Origin of the sequence: Kitasatospora sp. NPDC059462 (assembly GCF_042749955.1) — a bacterium.
GTDB lineage: Bacteria > Actinomycetota > Actinomycetes > Streptomycetales > Streptomycetaceae > Kitasatospora.
In genome coordinates this window covers 1-17,308 of record NZ_JBHYUU010000024.1, presented here as the reverse complement: position 1 = coordinate 17,308, position 17,308 = coordinate 1, and the positions used below count along the sequence as shown (strand labels likewise).

Here is a 17,308-nt window from a genome sequence, read left to right as displayed (position 1 = left end):
CGCGCCGTCATCCGGGTCGACCTCCGCCGGTAGTCGAAGCGCCGCCTGTGTGCCCTGCTGCCCTCGGTCGTCCGGGCGTGACGCGACAGGCGTCGGAGGTGAACAGCGGCGGGTGCGGCGTGGACCTCAGTCCAGGTTCCAGGTCGTTCCGGCGAGGAGGCCGTCGAAGGCGAGGGCTCTCATGGCGGTGTCGAAGTCGTCCCACTCGTGCTCGGGTTCGACGTAGTGCAGGTCGAAGTCGGCCCGGGTGAGGTCAGGCTCGCGCCATTCGTGGGCGCAGCGGCAGCGGACGAAGATCTGGTCGTGGACGGCGAGGAGGAGCCAGTCGCGGCGGGCGCCGCAACCGGTGCAGGTAATGGTGATGCCGCGCGGGTTGAGCTCGGCGGGGTGCGGGACGGCGCGGATGACGGCACGCGCGGGTTCGGGGGCGGGGTTGTAGAAGTCGTGGTCGTAGTCGGTCATGCGGTCCCTTCGGGTCGGCAGCGGGGCAGCAAGGGACCATACGACGTGCGCTGCCGGAATGGATCCCTCCCAGCGCGAAGGACATCGAATCGACACCGTCACCTTGCTGCAGGGTAGTTGTGGCGCTCCGGCCACCGGGATTCCTCGGGAAGTCCCGGCGGTCTGCTTTGTTGGCTGGGTTCTGCTTCGGCGGCGGCGGACGGGTGACGTCCAGCTGGGCAGGATCGGTGGCTGGTGGGCGGGGGCGGAGGCTCCGCACCCGCCCACCTGGGTGGTCAGCGCGTTCGGCGCACCTGGTCGGGTGCGACCGGCGCCGGCGGTGTGATGACCGGGGTAGCCGGTGTGCCGGTGGTGCGGCTGGTCGTGCGGGCGCGGGCGGCCCTGGTGCGCAGTTCGTCGGGGGTTGCGGCCGGTGCGGGGGCGGGGAGGTTGGCGTCGCGGCGGATGCGCCAGGTGAGGACAGCGGCGGGTGAGTCGGCGGTGGCGAGTTCGCGGTGCCCGGCGGCGTTGGTGAGCAGGGTGGTCGGGTTGTGGCCGGCGGCCTCGGCCTGGGCGAGGGTGGCGGCGAGGGCCGCCCAGTTCTCCTCGGCGAGGAGCCGGGTGGCCTGGTCGGCGGGCAGGGCGCGGCGGACGGCGTCGGCCTGCCGGTCGTGGTCGGGCTTCGGGAGGAGCTGACCTTCGAGGGTGAGGTGGGCGATCGGCTTGGCCGCGTGCCGAGTGTAGGCGGCGCGCAGGTGTCCCGCCGCCGTGCGGGCGGCGTCGGCCTGGTGGCGGTGGCCTTGGGCGGCGTGCCACTTGGCGATCACGACGGCGAGCAGCACGAGGCTGGTCAGGGCCGTGGCGGCGGCCGTGCCGTCCTCGCCCCGGCCGGTGGCGGGTCCGGCGTGGAGGAGTTCTCGGGCGGCGGAGCGCATCGCGCGCAGGTCTGCGCCGGCGGCGCGGGTGTGGGCGGTGCGGGTGTACTCCAGGGCTCGTGCGGCCTGGTGGAGTTCCTTCCTGCTGAGGGTCGGGCTGGTGGCGGCGAGCGTGTCGAGGACTTCGAGGCCGCCCCGGATCACCGCCTCCGCGCGCGCGGCGTCCTGGTCGTCGTCGAAGGCCAGGTAGGCGCGTTCGATGGTGGTGCTGGCTCGGTGGCGGCCGTCAGCGGGCCAGGTGCGGGGGTCGGGCGTGGGGAAGGCGGGTTCGTCGATGCCGAGGGTGAAGCGTGCCTGGATCTTCGGCTGGGTGAGGTCGGAGGCGAGCTTGCTGCCGGAGAACCAGATCGGTCCGCTCTCGTCGCCGGTGGGGAGGGCGAACTTGTATCCGGTCACGTCGCCGGACGGCGCGCGGCGCATGGCGAGGAGCACGCCCTCCGCGGTGAGCCGGGCGGTGAACTCCTCCTCGTCCGCGGCCCCGGCGAGGGCCTGGCGTACGGCGGTTCGCAGCCGGTCGCGGTCGGTGCCCTCCTGGCCGAGGCGCTGGGCCTTGTGCAACTCCGCGCCCTTGGCGCGCTTGGGGATCGCATCCCGGTACTCGCGGGTGCGCGTGTCGGAGAGGTCCTTGAGCTTGTACTCGCGTTCGATCTTCGTGAGTTCGGTCTCGACGCGGTACTGGTCACCGCGCAGGCGGGCCTGCGTGAGGTCCGCCCGGACGACGGTCGCGAGGATGTGGATGTGGTCGTCGGCGTGGCGCACGGCGATCCAGCGGCAGCCGTTCGGGTCGCCGTCTGGTGCGATCCCGGCGGCGGCCACGATGCGGCGGGCGATGGTGCCCCACTCCTCGTCGCTGAGGATGCGGTCGGTCGGGTCCGCCCGCACGGGCCGGTGGTAGACGTGCTGGGTGACCGGCTTGCCGTAGCGGACGACGTGTAGGTCGAGCGCGTCGCGGAGCTGGACCATGGTGGCATCGGGGTCGCCTGGGTCGCGGCCGGGATCGGGCGCGAAGCCGCCCCAGGAAGCGACGATGTGCGGGTCGGTGTGCTCGTTGGCCTTGCCCGGACCGAAGAGGTACTTGAGCGCGCCGTGCGTCTTGGACCCGCGTATGGGCTTGCTGATCATCGGCGCTTCGCCTTCGCCAGGCGCATGGCCGACGCGTCGACCTCCGCGACGGCCGCCCGGACCTCGGCGACCAGGGCCAGGGCCCTGTCGAGGACGGCTGCCGCAGGGCCCGGTTCGACGCCGATGCCGGCGTTGAGCCGGTAGGCGATCTGGTTGGCGTTGTTGCCGACCGGCGCCAGCTGGCCGCGTGCCGCGTCGAGCGCCACGATGGCCCGCTCCAACTGCTCGTCGCGGGTGGTGATGCCGGTGGAGTCGTCGGCCAGTGCCTTGCGCTCCAGGTAGGCGGCAACGTTCAGTTCGGCTGCGGCGGCCAGCTGCTCGATACGCGCCTTCTGGGTTTCGGTGCAGCGGAAGCCGACCTTCTTCGGCAAGGGGTTCTCGGGGTCACGGCGGCGACGTTTCGCGGTGCTCTGCTTGCGGCTGGCGGTGGTCGCGGAAGGGCTGGCGACTGGGAGCGTCAGCACGTCGGCGGTGGGCTCGGACGGCGTGTTGGTGGGCTTCTCCTGCTTCGCCGCGCCCTCGCGGTGAAGCTCCGGTGCTGCCGCCCTCGGCAGCACCGGCTCGTCCACGCCCTCCTGGGCGGGGACGTCCGTGTGCGTGGCCCCGCAGGGGCCTCGTACGCACTCGCTTGCTCCGCCAGGGGCAGGGAGGTGGTCAACTCCGTTGCGGTCCTGGGAGCTTACAGGCTTCCCGAGCAGGCTGTGCAGGGTTCGTCGGACGGGGTTCACGCGTGTCGTTCCTCGGTGGCGGCTGGCGATTCGGGCTGGTGGGTGTGTGGGTGGGCAGTGTCCGGGTGGTTGCCGGTTTGGCCGTGCCGGAATCCGCAGGTATGGGCGACGTGTCAGGCGTGGCCTTCCCGGGACCGACCACCGCGTGGGACTGGTGTCCTCGGTGCGAGTCGAGTCCGGCCGGGTGCAGTGACCGGGCGGGTGGTGGACTTCTGCCGAGTGCGGCGGTGGGTCGGCAGAAGTCGGTGTCCGGCTGACCGACCGGGCCGGTCAGCCGGACAACAGGGCCGGTCAGTCGGCCTCGGGGTGCGGAGGGTTCTGTTCGTTGGCTTGCTCCTCGCGGAGCTTTCGCATCAGCTCGGTGAGGCGGGTACTGCCGAGCGGAAGGCCGGCGTCGCGCACGGCCTGTTCGACGATCGCACGGGTGAGACGGCCCTCGGCGGCGACCGCCGCGCGGCCCACCTCCAGCAGCCGCTCCATCGGCGCGCCCGGCGGACGCCCGATCGGCTTGCTCTCCGCCCCGGCGGCACCTTCGGCGGCTTCGGCCTGGGTGTCCGGGGCATCGACCGGTCGCTCGTCGGCTTCTGCCGGTTCGGAGTCGGGCAGCGCATCGCGCCACTCGGCGGCCAGAAGTCCGGCGGCGGACAGGAGTGCCAGGAGCGCGTTCTCATCGCTGCGGTCCTCCACCCGTTCCAGCCGGAACTCCGGTTCAGAGTTGGCGGTCACTGGGTCGGCTGAAGTCTCGGTGCTCGGAACGGCGTTCTGCTCAGCGGCTGCGGTGTCGTGGCCGTGGCGCGCGATCAGGATGTAAAGGTGGACGGCACCGCCGAGGGCGAGTGGAGCCAGGGTGGACAGGACACCGACGACCGTGTCGGTCAGCCTCAGCCCGCTACCGGTGGTGGGCAGTTCGTTGAGGCGGACGGCGTGCAGGGCGTTGGCCCAGACGCTGGTGGCGGTCGCTCCGGCGAAGAGCGTCCAGGCGTAGGCGCGGGCGGGCCAGCGGGCCTCGCGCAGGACGAGCAGGGCTCGAACACCGTAGGCGATGAATCCGTCGACGATGATCGGGAACAGGTAGGTGAGCGGGCCGCGCACGTGGGTCGCACCGGCCATCTGCCGCAGTGCGTCGTAGGACAGGACGAACCCGAGGACGCCGAGCAGACCGACGGCGAGGCGGTCCCAGATGGTGGCCCGAGCCGACGGGGTGCGGGCAGGAGGTATCGCGACGATGGTCAAGGGTGGTGCTCCAGGGGTGGCCTCGCCGCAGGCGGGCATGGCGAAGCGGCGAGGCGAAGGGCGGGGTGAAGTTCGGGGAAGGCCGGCGCGCTGACCGGGCGGCGCTGAGCGCCAGCGCCGGTCAGGCGACGCGTAGCCTGCGACGGTCGCTGCCGGTGAGGATGGCGCGTTCGCACATCTCGGCGAGGCGGGAGGCGGTGCGGTCGCCGAGGGCGTTCTTGATATCGCCGGGCGCCAGGTTGGTGGTGAAGATCGTCGGGAGCAGGTGCTCGTAGCGGTGGTCGACCAGCCGCAGCGTGAGTTCCTCGGTCCACTCGGACGCCTTGGCGGCGCCGAGGTCGTCGAGGACCAGCAGCGAGCAGGTCATGAGGTCGCGCATCTCCCGCTCGGTGTCGGTGCCCTGGCGGGGCCGTTGGGAGGCGTACAGCTCGGTGGCGGTGAGCTTGGTCCAGCGCAGGCGCACACCGGCCTTCAGCAGGCTGCGGATCGCCCCGTACGCCTGGTGGGTCTTGCCCGAGCCGGTGGGTCCGGCGATCAGGAGCGAGGGCCCTTGGGCGATGCCGGGGGTGCGGCTGGGGCCGGGTCGGCAGGCCAGGGTGACCTGCTGGACCCAGGTGGTGACCTCCGGGTGGTCGGCTTCGGCGAGGCGGTAGCGCGGCGGGATGCGGCGGTCGGCGAGCTCCAGCGCGGTGGAGGGCTGGTCGGTGTCAGCCAGGGGCCGGTCGGGGTCGATCCCCTTGGCGGCCAGCATCCGTTCCAGGCGCAGGACGGCGCCGGAGGCCGGCTGCGGCTCGCGACGCTCGTCCGTGCGGCGGGGGTTGGGCAGGCTGGTCACAGGTCCCCCTCGTAGTAGTCGCGGGCGTCGGCCGGGTTGGCGAAGGGCCGGTACGGCGCGCGGGCAGCGCTCTGCCCGGCGTGGGTGGCCCCGGCGGGCTGGGCGTTGATCGCCTCGTGGACCATGCTCGGCAGCACGCTCGGGCTCATCGGCTTCGCCGCGTACAGCCGCAGCCCGGCACGGATGTCGTCGGCGCCGGTGCCGCCGTCGAGCAGCTCCTTGATGACCTTGCCGAGGTGCCCCCGCACGCCTCCCGGTACCGGCTTCGGGCAGCCGGCGACGTACTCGGCCAGCAGGTCGCCCGCGTTCACCGACGGCTTGCCGGTGGGCGCGGCGACCAGGATCGGGCCGTCCCGGTCGGGTGCTGCCGACGAGGGTGCCGGGGTGGGCGCGGCGAAGCCGCCCCCTTTAGGGGTAGGTCCATGGTCCAAGGTCCATGGTCCAGGCACGACGTTCTCCGGAGCCCTCCGGAAATACTCCGGAGAAGCCTCCTGACCTGCGCTTTCGCTCGGAGCTGCCGCATCGGGCACCGGCAGGGCCGCTGCGGGGGCGGGCTCGACGTCGGCCGAGAAGGGCCGTTGGGCGGGGACGGTCTCCGCGAGGGCCGCGAGCGGTTCCGGAAGGCTCCGGAAGTTCTCCGGAGCCGGGTGCGCGCAGCCCTGGCCCTTGGCCTTGCACTTGCCGCACCAGCCGGCGCTCTCGTGGACGGGGCAGGCGGGCAGGCGCGAGGGGGTGGGGTGGGAGATCTTCTGGTGCTCGTGCCACTTGGTGATGTGGAGGTACTGGCGGCCGTCGCAGCCGGTGTACCGGCAGATCAGGCCGGTCTCGGCGAGCTGGCGAAGCTCGTCCTCGGTGTCGAGCGCGGTGTGCTCGGGCCGCAGCGACCACAGGGCGCCGTTGAGGACGGCCGCGTTGTCGCGGTGGCGTCCCTCGTCGTCGGCCTGGGTGAGCAGGCACAGGAACGTGCGCTCGGCGGTCAGGGAGACTGAGGCGAGGTCCTCCGAGACGGGGTACTCGGGCTTGATGGTGCGGATGCGCGCCATGGCCTACCACCCCGCCTTCGGGGAGGGGGCGTGCGAGAGGAGGCGTGCGCTGGCGGCACGCGGCGTCGTACGCTTGGGCACGGAGATTCCTTCCCCGGTGACATTTCGGACGGCAATCCGGTCACCGTGGTCGATCGTCGTGGATGGGCGGTTAGGGGATCCGTGGAGGCCCTCGGTGTTGGTAGCACCGGGGGCCTCGGTGTAGGTGGGCGGCCCCTTCGATGGAGCCGGTAGGGCTGGTCAACTTCCAGCCGTGCAGAGGGTGTTGAAGCGACCGTCCGCTTGGCGGCGCGAGCTCGACACTATGTCGGTCCCCCTCGAAGATCCAACGCGAAGCGGCCCCATCCGCTCACGGCAGACAGGGCGGTCCGCCCGATGTCGCGAGGCTGCTCGACACGGTCTACCGGCAGCGCTCGGGCACGCGCCCGCTCGGGCTACGCGTTAGCGGGGCGGAAGCGGCCACCGCGCGAAAGTCTGGAGAACTCCTCCGCGGCTTCGGCTTGCGACACAGCAGGCCGGTCTTCCTGTGTACTCATGGGCTCACCTCGTCCGGTGGGTCGGGAAGTCGTTGCCCCAATCCCTACCACGGACTTGCGGCGACACACAATCGGAGCTAATTTTGCATCCATGACACAGACCGACTGGCCGTCCAAGGTGACAGCCCGCGTGGCCGACGCTCTTCGAGCGCGGCGCAAGGAGCTCGGCCTGAGCGCCCAGGACGTCACCGACGCATGCGCTGCGCTCGGGTACCCGATCCCGCGCACCGTGATCGCCAACCTCGAGAGCGGTCGGCGGGCGAGTGTCGATGTTGCCGAGCTTCTCGTCCTTGCGGAGGTCCTCGGAGTGCCCCCGATCACCATGCTTTTCCCTCTCGGTACCGCCCCCACCATCGAGGTGCTGCCGGGGCGGGAAGTGTCGATGTGGGACGCGGTGGCCTGGGTGACTGGTGAGTCGCGGGAGGAGGCGATGAAGGCGCCCACGCAGACCGTGCTCAACATGTTCCGCGAGCACGGCATCCTCGTCTCGGTCGCGATGCTCAGCCGCGAGCTGGGCGAGGAGAAGCGCCGCGAGGCGGCTCTGGCCAGAGATCCCGAGCACCGGGCGAAGTTCCTCGACATGGTCGCCGAGCTCGACAGGATTCACGCACGAGACATCCAGTCGCTCCGCAACTGGCGTGCTCGCATGCGCGAACTGGAGGTCGTGCCCCCCGTGCTGCCTGATGAATTCGCCTACCTGGAGTCCTCGGAGATCGACCAGTAACCAGCCCGTTCCTGGCCGACCGCCCGAGCACCCCTCGGCCGTCGCCGTGCCATTTGGTGCGGCCGGAATCCAGAGCTACTGTCACACCCCACTGCGGCTACCAACCGCGTGAAACGCCCATCCACGACGATCAGCCACGGTGCCGGGTTGCCGCCCACCAACCACCGGGGAAGGAACCGCGTGCTATCCACGCGTCGCCATGCCGTCGGCCAGACTGCCACTGGCCCGGCCCAGGTCGAGGTCATTCTCGGCCGTCTCGCCGTACCTGCCATGCCCGCCGCGAGCGCGGCCCACAGACCGATCTGACGGTCCATCCACGCTGTCGCCGGTGACCACGTCCCGGTGCCGCCTTCGGGCCGACAGCTTCTTCCCAGTCACCCGCCGCCCCGCACCGGGCCGGTCGGGACTTCTCTCCTGTTCCCGGCAGAGGCGTCCAGTCGCCAAACCTTCGCCCCTGCCGGGCCAGATCCCTCCGCACCTGGGCGCTCGCACGCCCGCCAACTGAAGGGTCCTGTCCCTAGCATGGCACTCTCGATCGTTGCTTCGCCGATGGTCCCGGCGCCGCCGTCGCTCACCTCCGCCGAAGCCGCCGGCTCGCTCGGCGGTCCGGTCCTCGCCTCGGCACCCGTCGCCGCTACGGCCGGCGCGGCCGACCCCATGGCCCCGCACGAGCAGCTCCTGCTGACCATCCCGGACGTCATGGCCCAGCTCCAGCTCGGCCGGTCCACCGTCTACGACCTCATCCGCACCCACCGCCTGCCCTCGGTGACCATCGGCCGTTCCCGCCGCGTCCCGGCCGCCGTCGTCCGGACGTTCGTCGCCGAGCTCGCGGAGGTGGCAGCCTGATGGCCAAGCGCAACCCCAACGGCGCGGGCAGCATCACCCTGCGCAAGGACGGCCGCTACCACGGCCGCGCCTACGTGATCACCACCTCCGGCCTCCGCAAGCGGGTCTCCATCTACGGCAAGACCTGGGACGAGGTCCACAACGCCCTCGTCGAGCTGCAGGCCGACGCCATCAACGGCATCCCGCTGCCCGACACCGACTCCAACGTTGGCCAGTACCTCAACTACTGGCTCGCCGAGGAGGTCCTGCCCAACCGCCGGCCCAAGACCTACCAGGGCTACGAGAGCGTGGTCCGCGTCCACCTCATACCCGGCCTCGGCACCAAACGGCTGCGCGACCTGCGCGCCCAGGAGGTCCGCGTCTGGCTGAACCGGGTGCGTGCCGAATGCCAGTGCTGCAAGGGCGGCTGGGACGCGCAGCGGCCCAAGCCGATCTGCTGTGCCGCAGGTGAGTGCTGCAAGCGGCTGCTGTCCGCGCGGATGATCCAGTCCGTGCACGCCGTGCTCCGCAACGCGCTGGAGCACGCCGTGCGGGAGGAGCTGATCCACAAGAACGTGGCCAAGCTCGTGAAGGTCCCCGCGCCCGACTACCGGATCGGCAAGGGCCTGACCACCGCTCAGGCCAAGCTCGTGCTCAAGGAGCTGAGCGGCCACCGCCTGCACACCCTGTACGTCCTCGCGCTGATGCTCGGCATGCGCCGGGGTGAGCTGCTCGGCCTTCGCTGGAGCTCCGTCGACCTAGAGCGCGGCACCCTCACGGTGAGCACCAACCTCCAGCGGGTCGACGGCGAGCTGCGGCTCGTCCTTCCCAAGACGCTGTCCTCCGAGCGCACCCTGCCGCTGCCCGCGCCGGTCCTCGCCGCCCTCGTGGACCACCGGGAGCGTCAGGCCGTCGAGCGCGCCGCCGCCGGCATGGACTGGCAGGAGAACGACCTTGTCTTCCCGTCCCGGATCGGCACCCCGTACGAGCCGGACAACCTGCGCCGCAGCTGGCACGCGGTCCGCGGTCGTCTCGGCCTGGACGACCTCCGCTTCCACGACCTCCGCCACACTTGCATCACCCTGCTGCTCGACCTCGGCGTCCCCCCGCACATCGTCCGGGAGATCGCCGGCCACAGCGATGTCGGCGTGACCATGAAGGTCTACGCGCACGCCTCCCTCGCCGAACGCCTCAAGGCCCTGAGCCGCCTCGGGGAGGCGCTCTTCTAGCCTCGCGCTTTGGCTCATCAGTTCGTCCGGTGCCCGGCAAGACCCAGGTCTTGCCGGGCACCGGTGTCTTACGCGGTTGGTAGCTTGCGGCCTGCCCCGGAACCAGGGGTCATCGTTCTGGAGAGGGGCCGACACGTGGGAGCCAAGACCGGACTACTCGTCTACATGGATGCTGCTTCGCCCGGCCCGCTGCGGCTGTCGGCGGAAGCGGAAGCGGAAGCGGATCCGGAGCGGACTGCGGAGCTGGTCGGCCGTCTCTACCCTGGGTGGGAGGTCACGGAGGCGGCTGGGTGCGAGCTCGGCGACGCGACCTACCCGCCGGACGGGACCGCTTACCTGGGCAGCTTCCCCGGAGTGGACGTTGTCTGCGACCGGCACTGGATGAGCGACTACCCCTCACGGTTGCCGCAGCACCTGATCGACGCGAGCGCGGGGCGTCGGCTCGTCGTGCACTGGATGCACAGTGTGGTGGACTTCCTGGCCTTCGCGGTCTGGGAGGACGGGCAGCTGGTCCGCTCGCTCAGCCTCTCGCCCGACAGCGGGGTGGTGGAGGACATCGGCGAGCGCTTCGCGTTCGAGGCGCCGTTCTGGGCCGGTGAGCACCCGGTGGAACTGGACGAGGCGTGGCGCGAGCAGGACCCGTACCCCTTGGCGTTCCACCCCCTCGAACTCGGGGAGGAGGCACTGCGCGCCTTCTTCGGCTTCGTGCTGGAGGGTATGCCCGAGCCCGACGACATCGATCCGTACGAGGTGGCACTGCGAGGCTTCCACCTCACGGTGCCGGGTGGGCCCACGCCGGCGGAGAAGGAGGCCGTGCTGCGGGCAGCCGTCAGCAGGATGGGGCCGCCGCGGATGTTGACCTACGGTCCCGATGGCACCTTGATCGTGGTCGACCGGCGGTGACGGGCGCGGGTTTGAGCTGTCGGCCCCTCCCCGTAGCGCGACGACTGCCTGGAGCCAGTCCTGCATGAGCAGGCGGTCACGTCGAGGTGGTCTCCTCCTCGGCGGGGACGTATCCGCAGTGCTCCGGGCCGCAGCGCGTCTTGTGGCCCCGGCCCCAGAGGCTGGTGTCCCGTTCGGTGGCGCGAGAGATGTGGGCGAGATGACGCTGCTTGAAGCGCGGCACTGTTGAGGGCAGGGCAATGAAGGTCTCGGGAAGTACGGCCAGCATGCTGCTGACCTGCTCGCCGTCGAACATCGTCAGGAGCACGCGGCACTGCCACCAGCGTCGCCCCGCCTCCGGGTCCGGCCAGTAGTAGTCGGCCGGATCAGGGAACAGGTAGTGGGGACCGCCCGGCGCGAGGTGGGCTTGGAGCCACGGACTGCTCCCGCCCAGACCGAGCCGCAGGCGCCCGGCTTCCTCGTGGAGGGCGAAGACCGCCTCGTTGTCCAGAGCCTTCATGACCCGCGCCTCGCGGGGCAGGGGCCGACGGCCGGCAGGGGTCTTCACCGGCCAGCCTGCCAGCAGGCCCAGGCGTTGCCGCGCGCTGAGCGGGGGGACCCCCTTGCGCGGGGTCGGGAGCGGAGGCGGGGGAGTCCAACGGAGTCCGGCATCCTCGACGTGCGAAACGATCCAGGCTCGCTTCTCCAGGCCGGCAGTGTTCCAGAGCCAGCTCATCGGCCGTTCCCTCATCGCCCGTTCCCGCCTGCCTTCGTGCTTCCCACGGACGGGGCGCCGAGCACGCGGCCCGGTGCCCACGGGCAGGTTGTGGCCCAGGTCGGCCAGGAGCCTGATGCGGTCGAGGGCGTCGTCGGACGAGAGCTCCTCCGGAAGCCGCCGAGCGCGGCCGGCCAGGTACCGGATCTCGATGAACGCCTGGACCGCCAGGTGCGCCGCCAAGTCCCGGTCGTCGACCTCCCCCGAATCGGTGCTCCCGGTCGTGGGTGTCGACTTCGGCGTTGCCGGCGGCAGCCGGCCGTCGTGGGCACCCGTCATATCTGCGACCGCGTGGACTTCCCGGCCACTGCTGGACTCTCGGGATCGCGGTGGCCGCCGAGCGACAGCTCGGCTAGGAGCTCGGACCGGACCAGCTCAAGGAGGCGGCCCATCCAGTTCCGCCCGCGGCTGTCGGGAGCGTCCCGCCAGAAGGGCGAGTCCGAGAAGCCGGTGTAGCTGATCGTCGCGCCCCCGGTGGAGAGCAGGACTGCGGCGACCTCGGGGTGCTGGGTGAACTTCGCGCGCAGCAGTCCGCCCATGACCGCGAGCCGGACGGCAGGCCAGTCCGCTCGTTGGCCCGCCCGGCCTCCCAGGTCTTGTGCCTCTCGCCCGGACGGCGCCTTCTGGATCCGCAGGCGATCGGCCGCGTCGGCCGCCGACAGGGCCCAGTAGCCGTGGAGCACGGACGGGTAGGTCCCGCCAGCGAAGGTGATCTGCGCCGGGTAGTCGTTGCGCAGTACGAACAGGCCCAGTGCCTTGGGCCAGCCCTGCGGGAAGACGGTCTGGTGGGAGATGACGGCCGCCTGGCCGGGCCCGCTCGGATCGTCGGCGTACTGGACGGCGCGCCTCTCCTGCTCGCGGGCCACGCCTTCGTCCCCGCGACGGAAGTAGTCCAGGGACTCCTGATGCATGTCCGCCGTCACGACCGGGCCATCCCCGTTCACGGCCTCACCCAGGTCGGTGAGCAGGATCCGCAAGGGGCGGTCCTGAAGGTCCATGTCGCCGAGGACATAGATCCTGCGGTGAGCTGGGACTGCCAGATAGGCGTCTCGAAGGAGCTCGCGATTCCGCTCCTCGGGCTCCTGCTGGTAGCGGCGGATCGCCTCCCAGCAGCGCTGCCCGGTGGTCGGTCGGCCGTTGAGTTCCTCGATCTTGTCGGCGACCTCGCTCAGGAAGCCCTCCGGGGTCAACGGTTCACCGTGGCGGGAGCGCCACTTCGAGGGTTCGTCAGGAAGAGCGGGAGCGCCGGGCCGTGTCACGGAGATTCGGCCCGAGGCCAGGAGCCTCTCCAGGCCGGCCAGGTCAGTCCGGTCCTGACACCTGACGGCGCCGTCCGCGAAGACGATCAGGTCGTCGAGGTAGTACTCGGCATCCCATCGACTCCGCTGCCAGACGTGGCACCAGGCCCCGTCGATTCTCTCCCCGTCCACCGTTCGATACGTCGGTCCCCGCCACGTCATGGGTGCACGCTACTCGGTGGGGCCGCCTTGGAACTCACCGACCGCGAGCTTGGCTGGTTGCCTTGGCCAGCCAATCCAGGTACCACTCGCTGAAGCTGACGCCGTGACCGGCGGCGGAGAGCGGTTGGAGGGGGCCGTCGCAGGCCCGCAGGTCCTTCCAGAGGGTGCCACGCTCTGGCCCGGTCACGACGAGCCATGTGTAGTAGCCGCATCCCTCGTGGCTGAGGCATACCGCCCCGGCTGTCATCGCGTCGTTGAGCTTCTCCCACTCGTCGTCCCAGGCGCGGTACGCCGCGAGATAGGACTGCTCGTCGGCGAAGCGGTCCTTGACGGGCTCGCGAGCGTCGAGTTCCTCCGCCCAGCGAGCCCGCTCCTCTGTGGAAGGGAACGGCTTCCCCAGGAGCGTGTTGTCGCTTCGGACCTTGCCGTCCAACCAGTGCCAGCCTTGCTCGTCGCGCCGCAGCGGGAAGACCCCGTAGAAGGGGCCCGCTCCGCCCGCGCCCACTTCGAGGAGGAAGGTGCGGTAGTCCGGCGGAAGGGACACGCCGAGTTCTTCCTCGGCTTCCGCCAGCTCGGTCTCGCTGAGGGGCGGCTCCACCAGGAAGTCATGCCCGAAACCCTGCCAACGAGCCCCGAAGACCTCACCCGCGAACGGGGCGTCCCGCAGGGCCAGAACCTGCTCCCGAACTCCCGACCAGTCCACTCCTGAGTCGGCGATCTCCGCCCCTTGTGCGTTGCCCGTCATGATCGAGCCTACCCACGATCCCAGGTTGTCTCGGGGCTGATCTTTCGAACGCCCGTGCAGGCCGCCAGCGAACCGTCAGTGGCGAGGAAGACCACGAAGTGCCATGAGCCGTCCGGACTGTCGATGGACCCCAGTTGGACCGGCTGAGCGCCGTGCTCCCTCAGGGCCGCCACGGTCTCGGGCAGCCCGATGGTCTCGATGTTCGCGGCCCGGGTGTGTTCGAGCCGGACAGCGTAAGTACCGGCCAGCACCTCCGCGGGCACCACTCCGTCCCCGATCCTGCAGGCACCGCCTGTGAGTACTGCCTCCCGTGCCGCCCTGCAGACCTGAGTCTGCTCCGCAAGGATGCGGAGCATAACCTCGGACGCCGGGTCGGTGTCCGGTGGATCAAGAACCAGGTCGTCTTCCCAGCCCCCCGGCAGCCTGGCTGCCGTGACGACCAGATCATCAGCCAGAGCGAGGACCCGAACACTTCCAACCTGGAACGTCATCTTGAAGCCGACGCGGCTGTCGATGGACAGCTGTCGGATGTGCTGGATGGAGACGACCGTGTTGCCTGCGAACGGTGCGAGAGGGAACTCATCCGGTGCGAGGCTGACCGTGACATGCCCAAGCGTGTCCATGTCGTAGGAGTCGTGGGGCTCATCGATCCGAAGATCAAGTATGTGGTCCAGCGTGTGGAACCGGACCGGGCCGAGGTCCTCCACATGCAGCCACATGTGCAACAGCTCGGGCGCGCCACCGCCGTCGCGGGAGTGGAACCACGAGCACGTCACGCCTTGCACTTGCCGACCGACGAGGTCCTCCGGAGTCACCACCGGGCGATCGTGTCAGTCTCGGCTGGAGGGGATCAACGGGATTCTGCGGACGCCGGCCGCCCTTGCGGGGCAACGTCCTGTGATCGACGTCATGTGCTCCCATTGCCGGGAGCAGCCATCTTGGCTGCTCAGATCCAGAGCGATTCGGGGCCGTTGGCGTCAGCGTTGGCGTCAAACGGCACGAAAATGCCCCCGAAGCGACCTGCTTCAGGGGCATCATGCCTGGTCATACGTTGTGGCCAGGGCCGGGGTCGAACCGGCGACCTTCCGCTTTTCAGGCGGACGCTCGTACCAACTGAGCTACCTGGCCGTACTGCACCGTCTCTTGCGAGACGAGCGATCCCGACGGGACTTGAACCCGCGACCTCCACCTTGACAGGGTGGCGAGCTAACCAACTGCTCCACGGGACCTTGGAGTGGCGAACCACTCAGGTCTTGCGGCACAACACTTTACTACGGTACTGCGTGCCCCCAACGGGATTCGAACCCGTGCTACCGCCTTGAAAGGGCGGCGTCCTGGGCCACTAGACGATGAGGGCTTGCGGCCTGTCCGGCTGTTTCCAGCGTTCGGGGACGTCGAGAAGCATATGGGATGCGGGGCCGAACGCCAAAACGGGTTTCGGCCGGGTGGGCGGCGGGGTCAGGACCAGCCGAGTTCGTCGAGCTCGTGGTCGTCGAAACCGAAGTGGTGGGCGACCTCGTGGATGACCGTGGTGCGGACCTCCTCGACGACCTGCTCGCGGTCCTCGCACAGGCGCAGGGTCGGGCCGCGGTAGACGATGATCCGGTCGGGCAGGACGCCCGCGTACCACTCGCCGCGCTCGGTGAGCGGGGTGCCCTCGTAGAGGCCGAGCAGCTCCGGGTCGGCGGGGTCGGGCTCGTCCTCGACGAAGACGGCGACGTTGTCCATCATCGCGGCGAGTTGCGGCGGGATCCGGTCGAGCGCGTCGGCGACCAGTACCTCGAACTCTTCCCGGGTCATCTCCACCGGTTCATTGTCGGGTCTGCGGTGACGGTGTGCCAGGCGGTCGGGGCCGGTGTTTCATGGGTCTGTGGCGACCTCGGAGGACTTGGTGGCGGACGGTGCGGCGGCCGGGACGGCCCGGCGGCGGCGTCCGCCGGTGCTGCGCGGGCAGGGGCCGGCGGTGGCGGTGGTGGCCGCCGGCGGAGCGCTGGGGGCGACGGCCCGGTACGGGGCGGGGCTGCTGTGGACGACCGGACCCTCGGCGTTCCCGTGGACGACGCTGCTGGTGAACGTGGTCGGGTGCGCCGTGATCGGGGTCTTCCTGGTGGTGGTCACCGAGGGCCGGCCGGCCCATCCGCTGCTGCGGCCGTTCTTCGGCACGGGCGTGCTCGGCGGGTTCACGACCTTCTCGACGTACGCGGTGGACGTCCGCCGGCTGCTGGAGGAGGGGCGGCCCGGACCGGCCGTGGCGTACCTGGGGCTGACCCTGGTGGCGGCGCTGACGGCGGTCTGGGCGGCGGCCGCGGTGACGCGCCGTCTGCTGCTGCGCGGGCCCGGGCGGCCGGTGTGACGGGCGCGGGGCGGCCCCGGCTGGGCGGACCGGCGCTGCGGCTGACGGTGCTGGTCGGCGAGAACGACCGGTGCCGGCACCGCCCGCTGTACAGCGAGATCGTGCACCGGGCGCGGGCGGCCGGGCTGGCCGGGGCGAGCGTGTTCCGGGGGGTCGAGGGGTTCGGCGCGTCCTCGATGGTGCACACGGCGCGGCTGCTGTCGCTGAGCGAGGACCTGCCGGTGGCGGTGGTGATCGTGGACGCGGAGGAGCGGGTGCGGGCGTTCCTGCCCGAGCTGGAGGGACTGGCGGTGGAGGGGCTGGTGACCCTGGAGCGGTGCGAGGTGCTCCGGTACGCCGGACGCCCCGGCGGACCGGGGCCGGCCGGGGCGGCGGAGGAGGGCGGGGCGGCGTGAACTGGCTGCTGGTGGTGGCCGGGGCGCTGGTCGGCGCGCCGGTGCGGTACCTGACCGACCGGGCCGTGCAGTCCCGGCACGACTCGGTGTTCCCGTGGGGGACCTTCGTGGTGAACGTGTCCGGCTGCCTGGTCCTCGGGCTGGTGACCGGGGCGGTGGCGGCCGGCGCGGCGTCCTCGCACGTCCAGCTGCTGCTCGGGACCGGGCTGTGCGGGGCGCTGACCACGTACTCGACGTTCTCGTACGAGACGCTGCGGCTGGCCGTCGGCGGGGCCGGGCGGTACGCGCTGGCGAACGTGGCGGGCAGCGTCGCGGCGGGCCTGGCGGCGGTGTACGCGGGTGCGGAGCTGGCCGCGGCGCTCTGGGGCTGAACGCGGGCGGCCCGGGCTCCTGCGGGCGCTCGTCCGGCGCTCCTGCGGGTGCCCGTCCGGGTGCTTCCGGCCGTGCCACCCGTGTCCGCGCGCCCCGGGCGGGCGTTGGACACCCGCAAGGGTGGCCGCGCGCGTGGGTGGGCGGCCGGGGCGGGGCGGGTGCAGGAGAGGGACTCGGTGGCGGCGATGCGTGCGGTGCGGGTGGTGCGTGCGGTGACGGAGCGGGACACGGCGGTGGTCCGGAGTGCCGTGGTGCGCGGCGCGGCGGTCCTGGCGGTGGCCGGGCTGGGGCTGACCGGCTGCATGTCGGTCGGGCCGGGCGCGGACGAGCGGCACGGTGTGGTGCCGGTCGGCCAGGCGGGGACGCCGACCAGGCCCGGGACGACCGCCTCGGCCTCGCCGAGCGGCGCCGGCCACCCGGGGGTCGCGGCCGGGCGCTCGGAGCGGGCGGCGGGCACGCAGGCGCAGAGCGCGCCGGCCGGGGGGACGAACGCGGCCCCCGGTGAGGCGGGCGGGGGCGTGAACGGTGCGGCGGGCGCGGGCGGCGGCAACGGTGGGGGCGGCGTGAACGGCGCGCCCGCCGGCATCGAGCCGGTCCCGGCGGCGGCCACCGGCGAGTCCGCGCCCGGCGTGACCGGCGGCGCCGGTGGCGCGAACACCAGCCCCGCGCCCCGCC

At 71.5% G+C, this 17,308-nt stretch carries 18 protein-coding genes, 3 tRNA genes and 1 pseudogene; 8 read left to right on the top strand and 14 right to left on the bottom strand.

All coding sequences use genetic code 11. The features are described 5' to 3' along the window. Window positions 1-126: 126 nt before the first annotated feature. The 6 genes from ACFXAM_RS09650 to ACFXAM_RS09625 form a co-directional block, all read right to left on the bottom strand. Window positions 127-462: a hypothetical protein gene (locus ACFXAM_RS09650; RefSeq protein ID WP_052707436.1), complete on the bottom strand. Its 336-nt coding sequence runs from the start codon at window positions 460-462 to the stop codon at window positions 127-129. Between the two features lie 275 nt (window positions 463-737). After that, a complete protein-coding gene (locus ACFXAM_RS09645) occupies window positions 738-2,498 on the bottom strand; it encodes a hypothetical protein (protein ID WP_380289200.1) in 1,761 nt (586 codons plus the stop codon). After that, window positions 2,495-3,067, bottom strand: coding sequence for a plasmid mobilization protein (locus ACFXAM_RS09640; protein WP_380289198.1), 573 nt, complete (start codon window positions 3,065-3,067; stop codon window positions 2,495-2,497). The genes ACFXAM_RS09645 and ACFXAM_RS09640 overlap by 4 nt, the downstream gene beginning before the upstream one ends. Window positions 3,068-3,517: 450 nt before the next feature. Next, window positions 3,518-4,459: a DUF2637 domain-containing protein gene (locus ACFXAM_RS09635; protein WP_380289196.1), complete on the bottom strand. Its 942-nt coding sequence runs from the start codon at window positions 4,457-4,459 to the stop codon at window positions 3,518-3,520. Window positions 4,460-4,580: 121 nt separating this feature from the next. Beyond that, window positions 4,581-5,210, bottom strand: coding sequence for an ATP-binding protein (locus ACFXAM_RS09630; RefSeq protein ID WP_380289279.1), 630 nt, complete (start codon window positions 5,208-5,210; stop codon window positions 4,581-4,583). Window positions 5,211-5,290: 80 nt separating this feature from the next. After that, on the bottom strand, window positions 5,291-6,337 hold the full coding sequence (locus ACFXAM_RS09625) for a hypothetical protein (RefSeq protein ID WP_380289194.1): 1,047 nt from the start codon (window positions 6,335-6,337) through the stop codon (window positions 5,291-5,293). 627 nt (window positions 6,338-6,964) lie between these two features. Between ACFXAM_RS09625 and ACFXAM_RS09620 the strand changes: the two genes are divergently transcribed. The 4 genes from ACFXAM_RS09620 (at window position 6,965) to ACFXAM_RS09605 (ending at window position 10,554) form a co-directional block, all read left to right on the top strand. Beyond that, a complete protein-coding gene (locus ACFXAM_RS09620) occupies window positions 6,965-7,597 on the top strand; it encodes a helix-turn-helix domain-containing protein (protein ID WP_380289192.1) in 633 nt (210 codons plus the stop codon). Between the two features lie 657 nt (window positions 7,598-8,254). Then, window positions 8,255-8,443, top strand: coding sequence for a helix-turn-helix domain-containing protein (locus ACFXAM_RS09615; protein ID WP_380289277.1), 189 nt, complete (start codon window positions 8,255-8,257; stop codon window positions 8,441-8,443). Continuing rightward, window positions 8,443-9,651: a tyrosine-type recombinase/integrase gene (locus ACFXAM_RS09610; RefSeq protein WP_380289190.1), complete on the top strand. Its 1,209-nt coding sequence runs from the start codon at window positions 8,443-8,445 to the stop codon at window positions 9,649-9,651. Before ACFXAM_RS09615 ends, ACFXAM_RS09610 begins: the two co-directional genes overlap by 1 nt. 135 nt (window positions 9,652-9,786) lie before the next feature. Further along, window positions 9,787-10,554 carry a DUF6928 family protein gene (locus ACFXAM_RS09605; RefSeq protein ID WP_380289188.1) on the top strand — a complete coding sequence of 256 codons (768 nt, stop codon included), beginning with the start codon at window positions 9,787-9,789 and terminating at the stop codon, window positions 10,552-10,554. 76 nt (window positions 10,555-10,630) lie between these two features. Here the strand turns inward: ACFXAM_RS09605 and ACFXAM_RS09600 are convergent, their stop codons facing one another. The 8 genes from ACFXAM_RS09600 to ACFXAM_RS09565 all read right to left on the bottom strand — a co-directional run bounded on the left by ACFXAM_RS09600 (window position 10,631) and on the right by ACFXAM_RS09565 (window position 15,313). Further along, window positions 10,631-11,053: a hypothetical protein gene (locus ACFXAM_RS09600; RefSeq protein ID WP_380289186.1), complete on the bottom strand. Its 423-nt coding sequence runs from the start codon at window positions 11,051-11,053 to the stop codon at window positions 10,631-10,633. A gap of 530 nt (window positions 11,054-11,583) precedes the next feature. Continuing rightward, a complete protein-coding gene (locus tag ACFXAM_RS09595; RefSeq protein WP_380289184.1) occupies window positions 11,584-12,768 on the bottom strand; it encodes an NADAR family protein in 1,185 nt (394 codons plus the stop codon). 34 nt (window positions 12,769-12,802) lie between these two features. Then, window positions 12,803-13,513, bottom strand: coding sequence for an SMI1/KNR4 family protein (locus ACFXAM_RS09590; protein ID WP_380289182.1), 711 nt, complete (start codon window positions 13,511-13,513; stop codon window positions 12,803-12,805). 8 nt (window positions 13,514-13,521) lie between these two features. After that, window positions 13,522-14,331 (bottom strand): hypothetical protein, encoded by an 810-nt coding sequence (locus tag ACFXAM_RS09585; RefSeq protein ID WP_380289180.1) that lies wholly within the window; start codon window positions 14,329-14,331, stop codon window positions 13,522-13,524. Window positions 14,332-14,567: 236 nt separating this feature from the next. Next, window positions 14,568-14,641: transfer RNA gene (locus ACFXAM_RS09580), tRNA-Phe, on the bottom strand. Between the two features lie 27 nt (window positions 14,642-14,668). Then, window positions 14,669-14,742, bottom strand: a tRNA-Asp gene (locus ACFXAM_RS09575). A 55-nt stretch (window positions 14,743-14,797) separates the two neighbouring features. Further along, window positions 14,798-14,870: transfer RNA gene (locus ACFXAM_RS09570), tRNA-Glu, on the bottom strand. A gap of 101 nt (window positions 14,871-14,971) precedes the next feature. Beyond that, window positions 14,972-15,313, bottom strand: a complete 342-nt coding sequence (locus ACFXAM_RS09565; protein ID WP_350547852.1) for a metallopeptidase family protein — start codon at window positions 15,311-15,313, stop codon at window positions 14,972-14,974. Between the two features lie 70 nt (window positions 15,314-15,383). On the opposite strand from ACFXAM_RS09565, the gene crcB (ACFXAM_RS09560) reads away from it, so the two are divergent. The 4 genes and pseudogenes from crcB (ACFXAM_RS09560) to ACFXAM_RS09545 form a co-directional block, all read left to right on the top strand. Next, the gene (gene crcB, locus ACFXAM_RS09560; protein ID WP_380289178.1) at window positions 15,384-15,866 is read left to right on the top strand and encodes a fluoride efflux transporter CrcB; all 483 of its coding nucleotides are present in this window, start codon (window positions 15,384-15,386) and stop codon (window positions 15,864-15,866) included. After that, complete coding sequence (locus tag ACFXAM_RS09555; protein WP_380289176.1) at window positions 15,863-16,261, top strand: DUF190 domain-containing protein; 399 nt, start codon at window positions 15,863-15,865, stop codon at window positions 16,259-16,261. The genes crcB (ACFXAM_RS09560) and ACFXAM_RS09555 overlap by 4 nt, the downstream gene beginning before the upstream one ends. Then, window positions 16,258-16,632 (top strand): fluoride efflux transporter CrcB, encoded by a 375-nt coding sequence (crcB, locus tag ACFXAM_RS09550; RefSeq protein ID WP_380289174.1) that lies wholly within the window; start codon window positions 16,258-16,260, stop codon window positions 16,630-16,632. Before ACFXAM_RS09555 ends, crcB (ACFXAM_RS09550) begins: the two co-directional genes overlap by 4 nt. Before the next feature lie 177 nt (window positions 16,633-16,809). Beyond that, window positions 16,810-17,308, top strand: a pseudogene (locus tag ACFXAM_RS09545) (hypothetical protein); the annotation flags it as partial.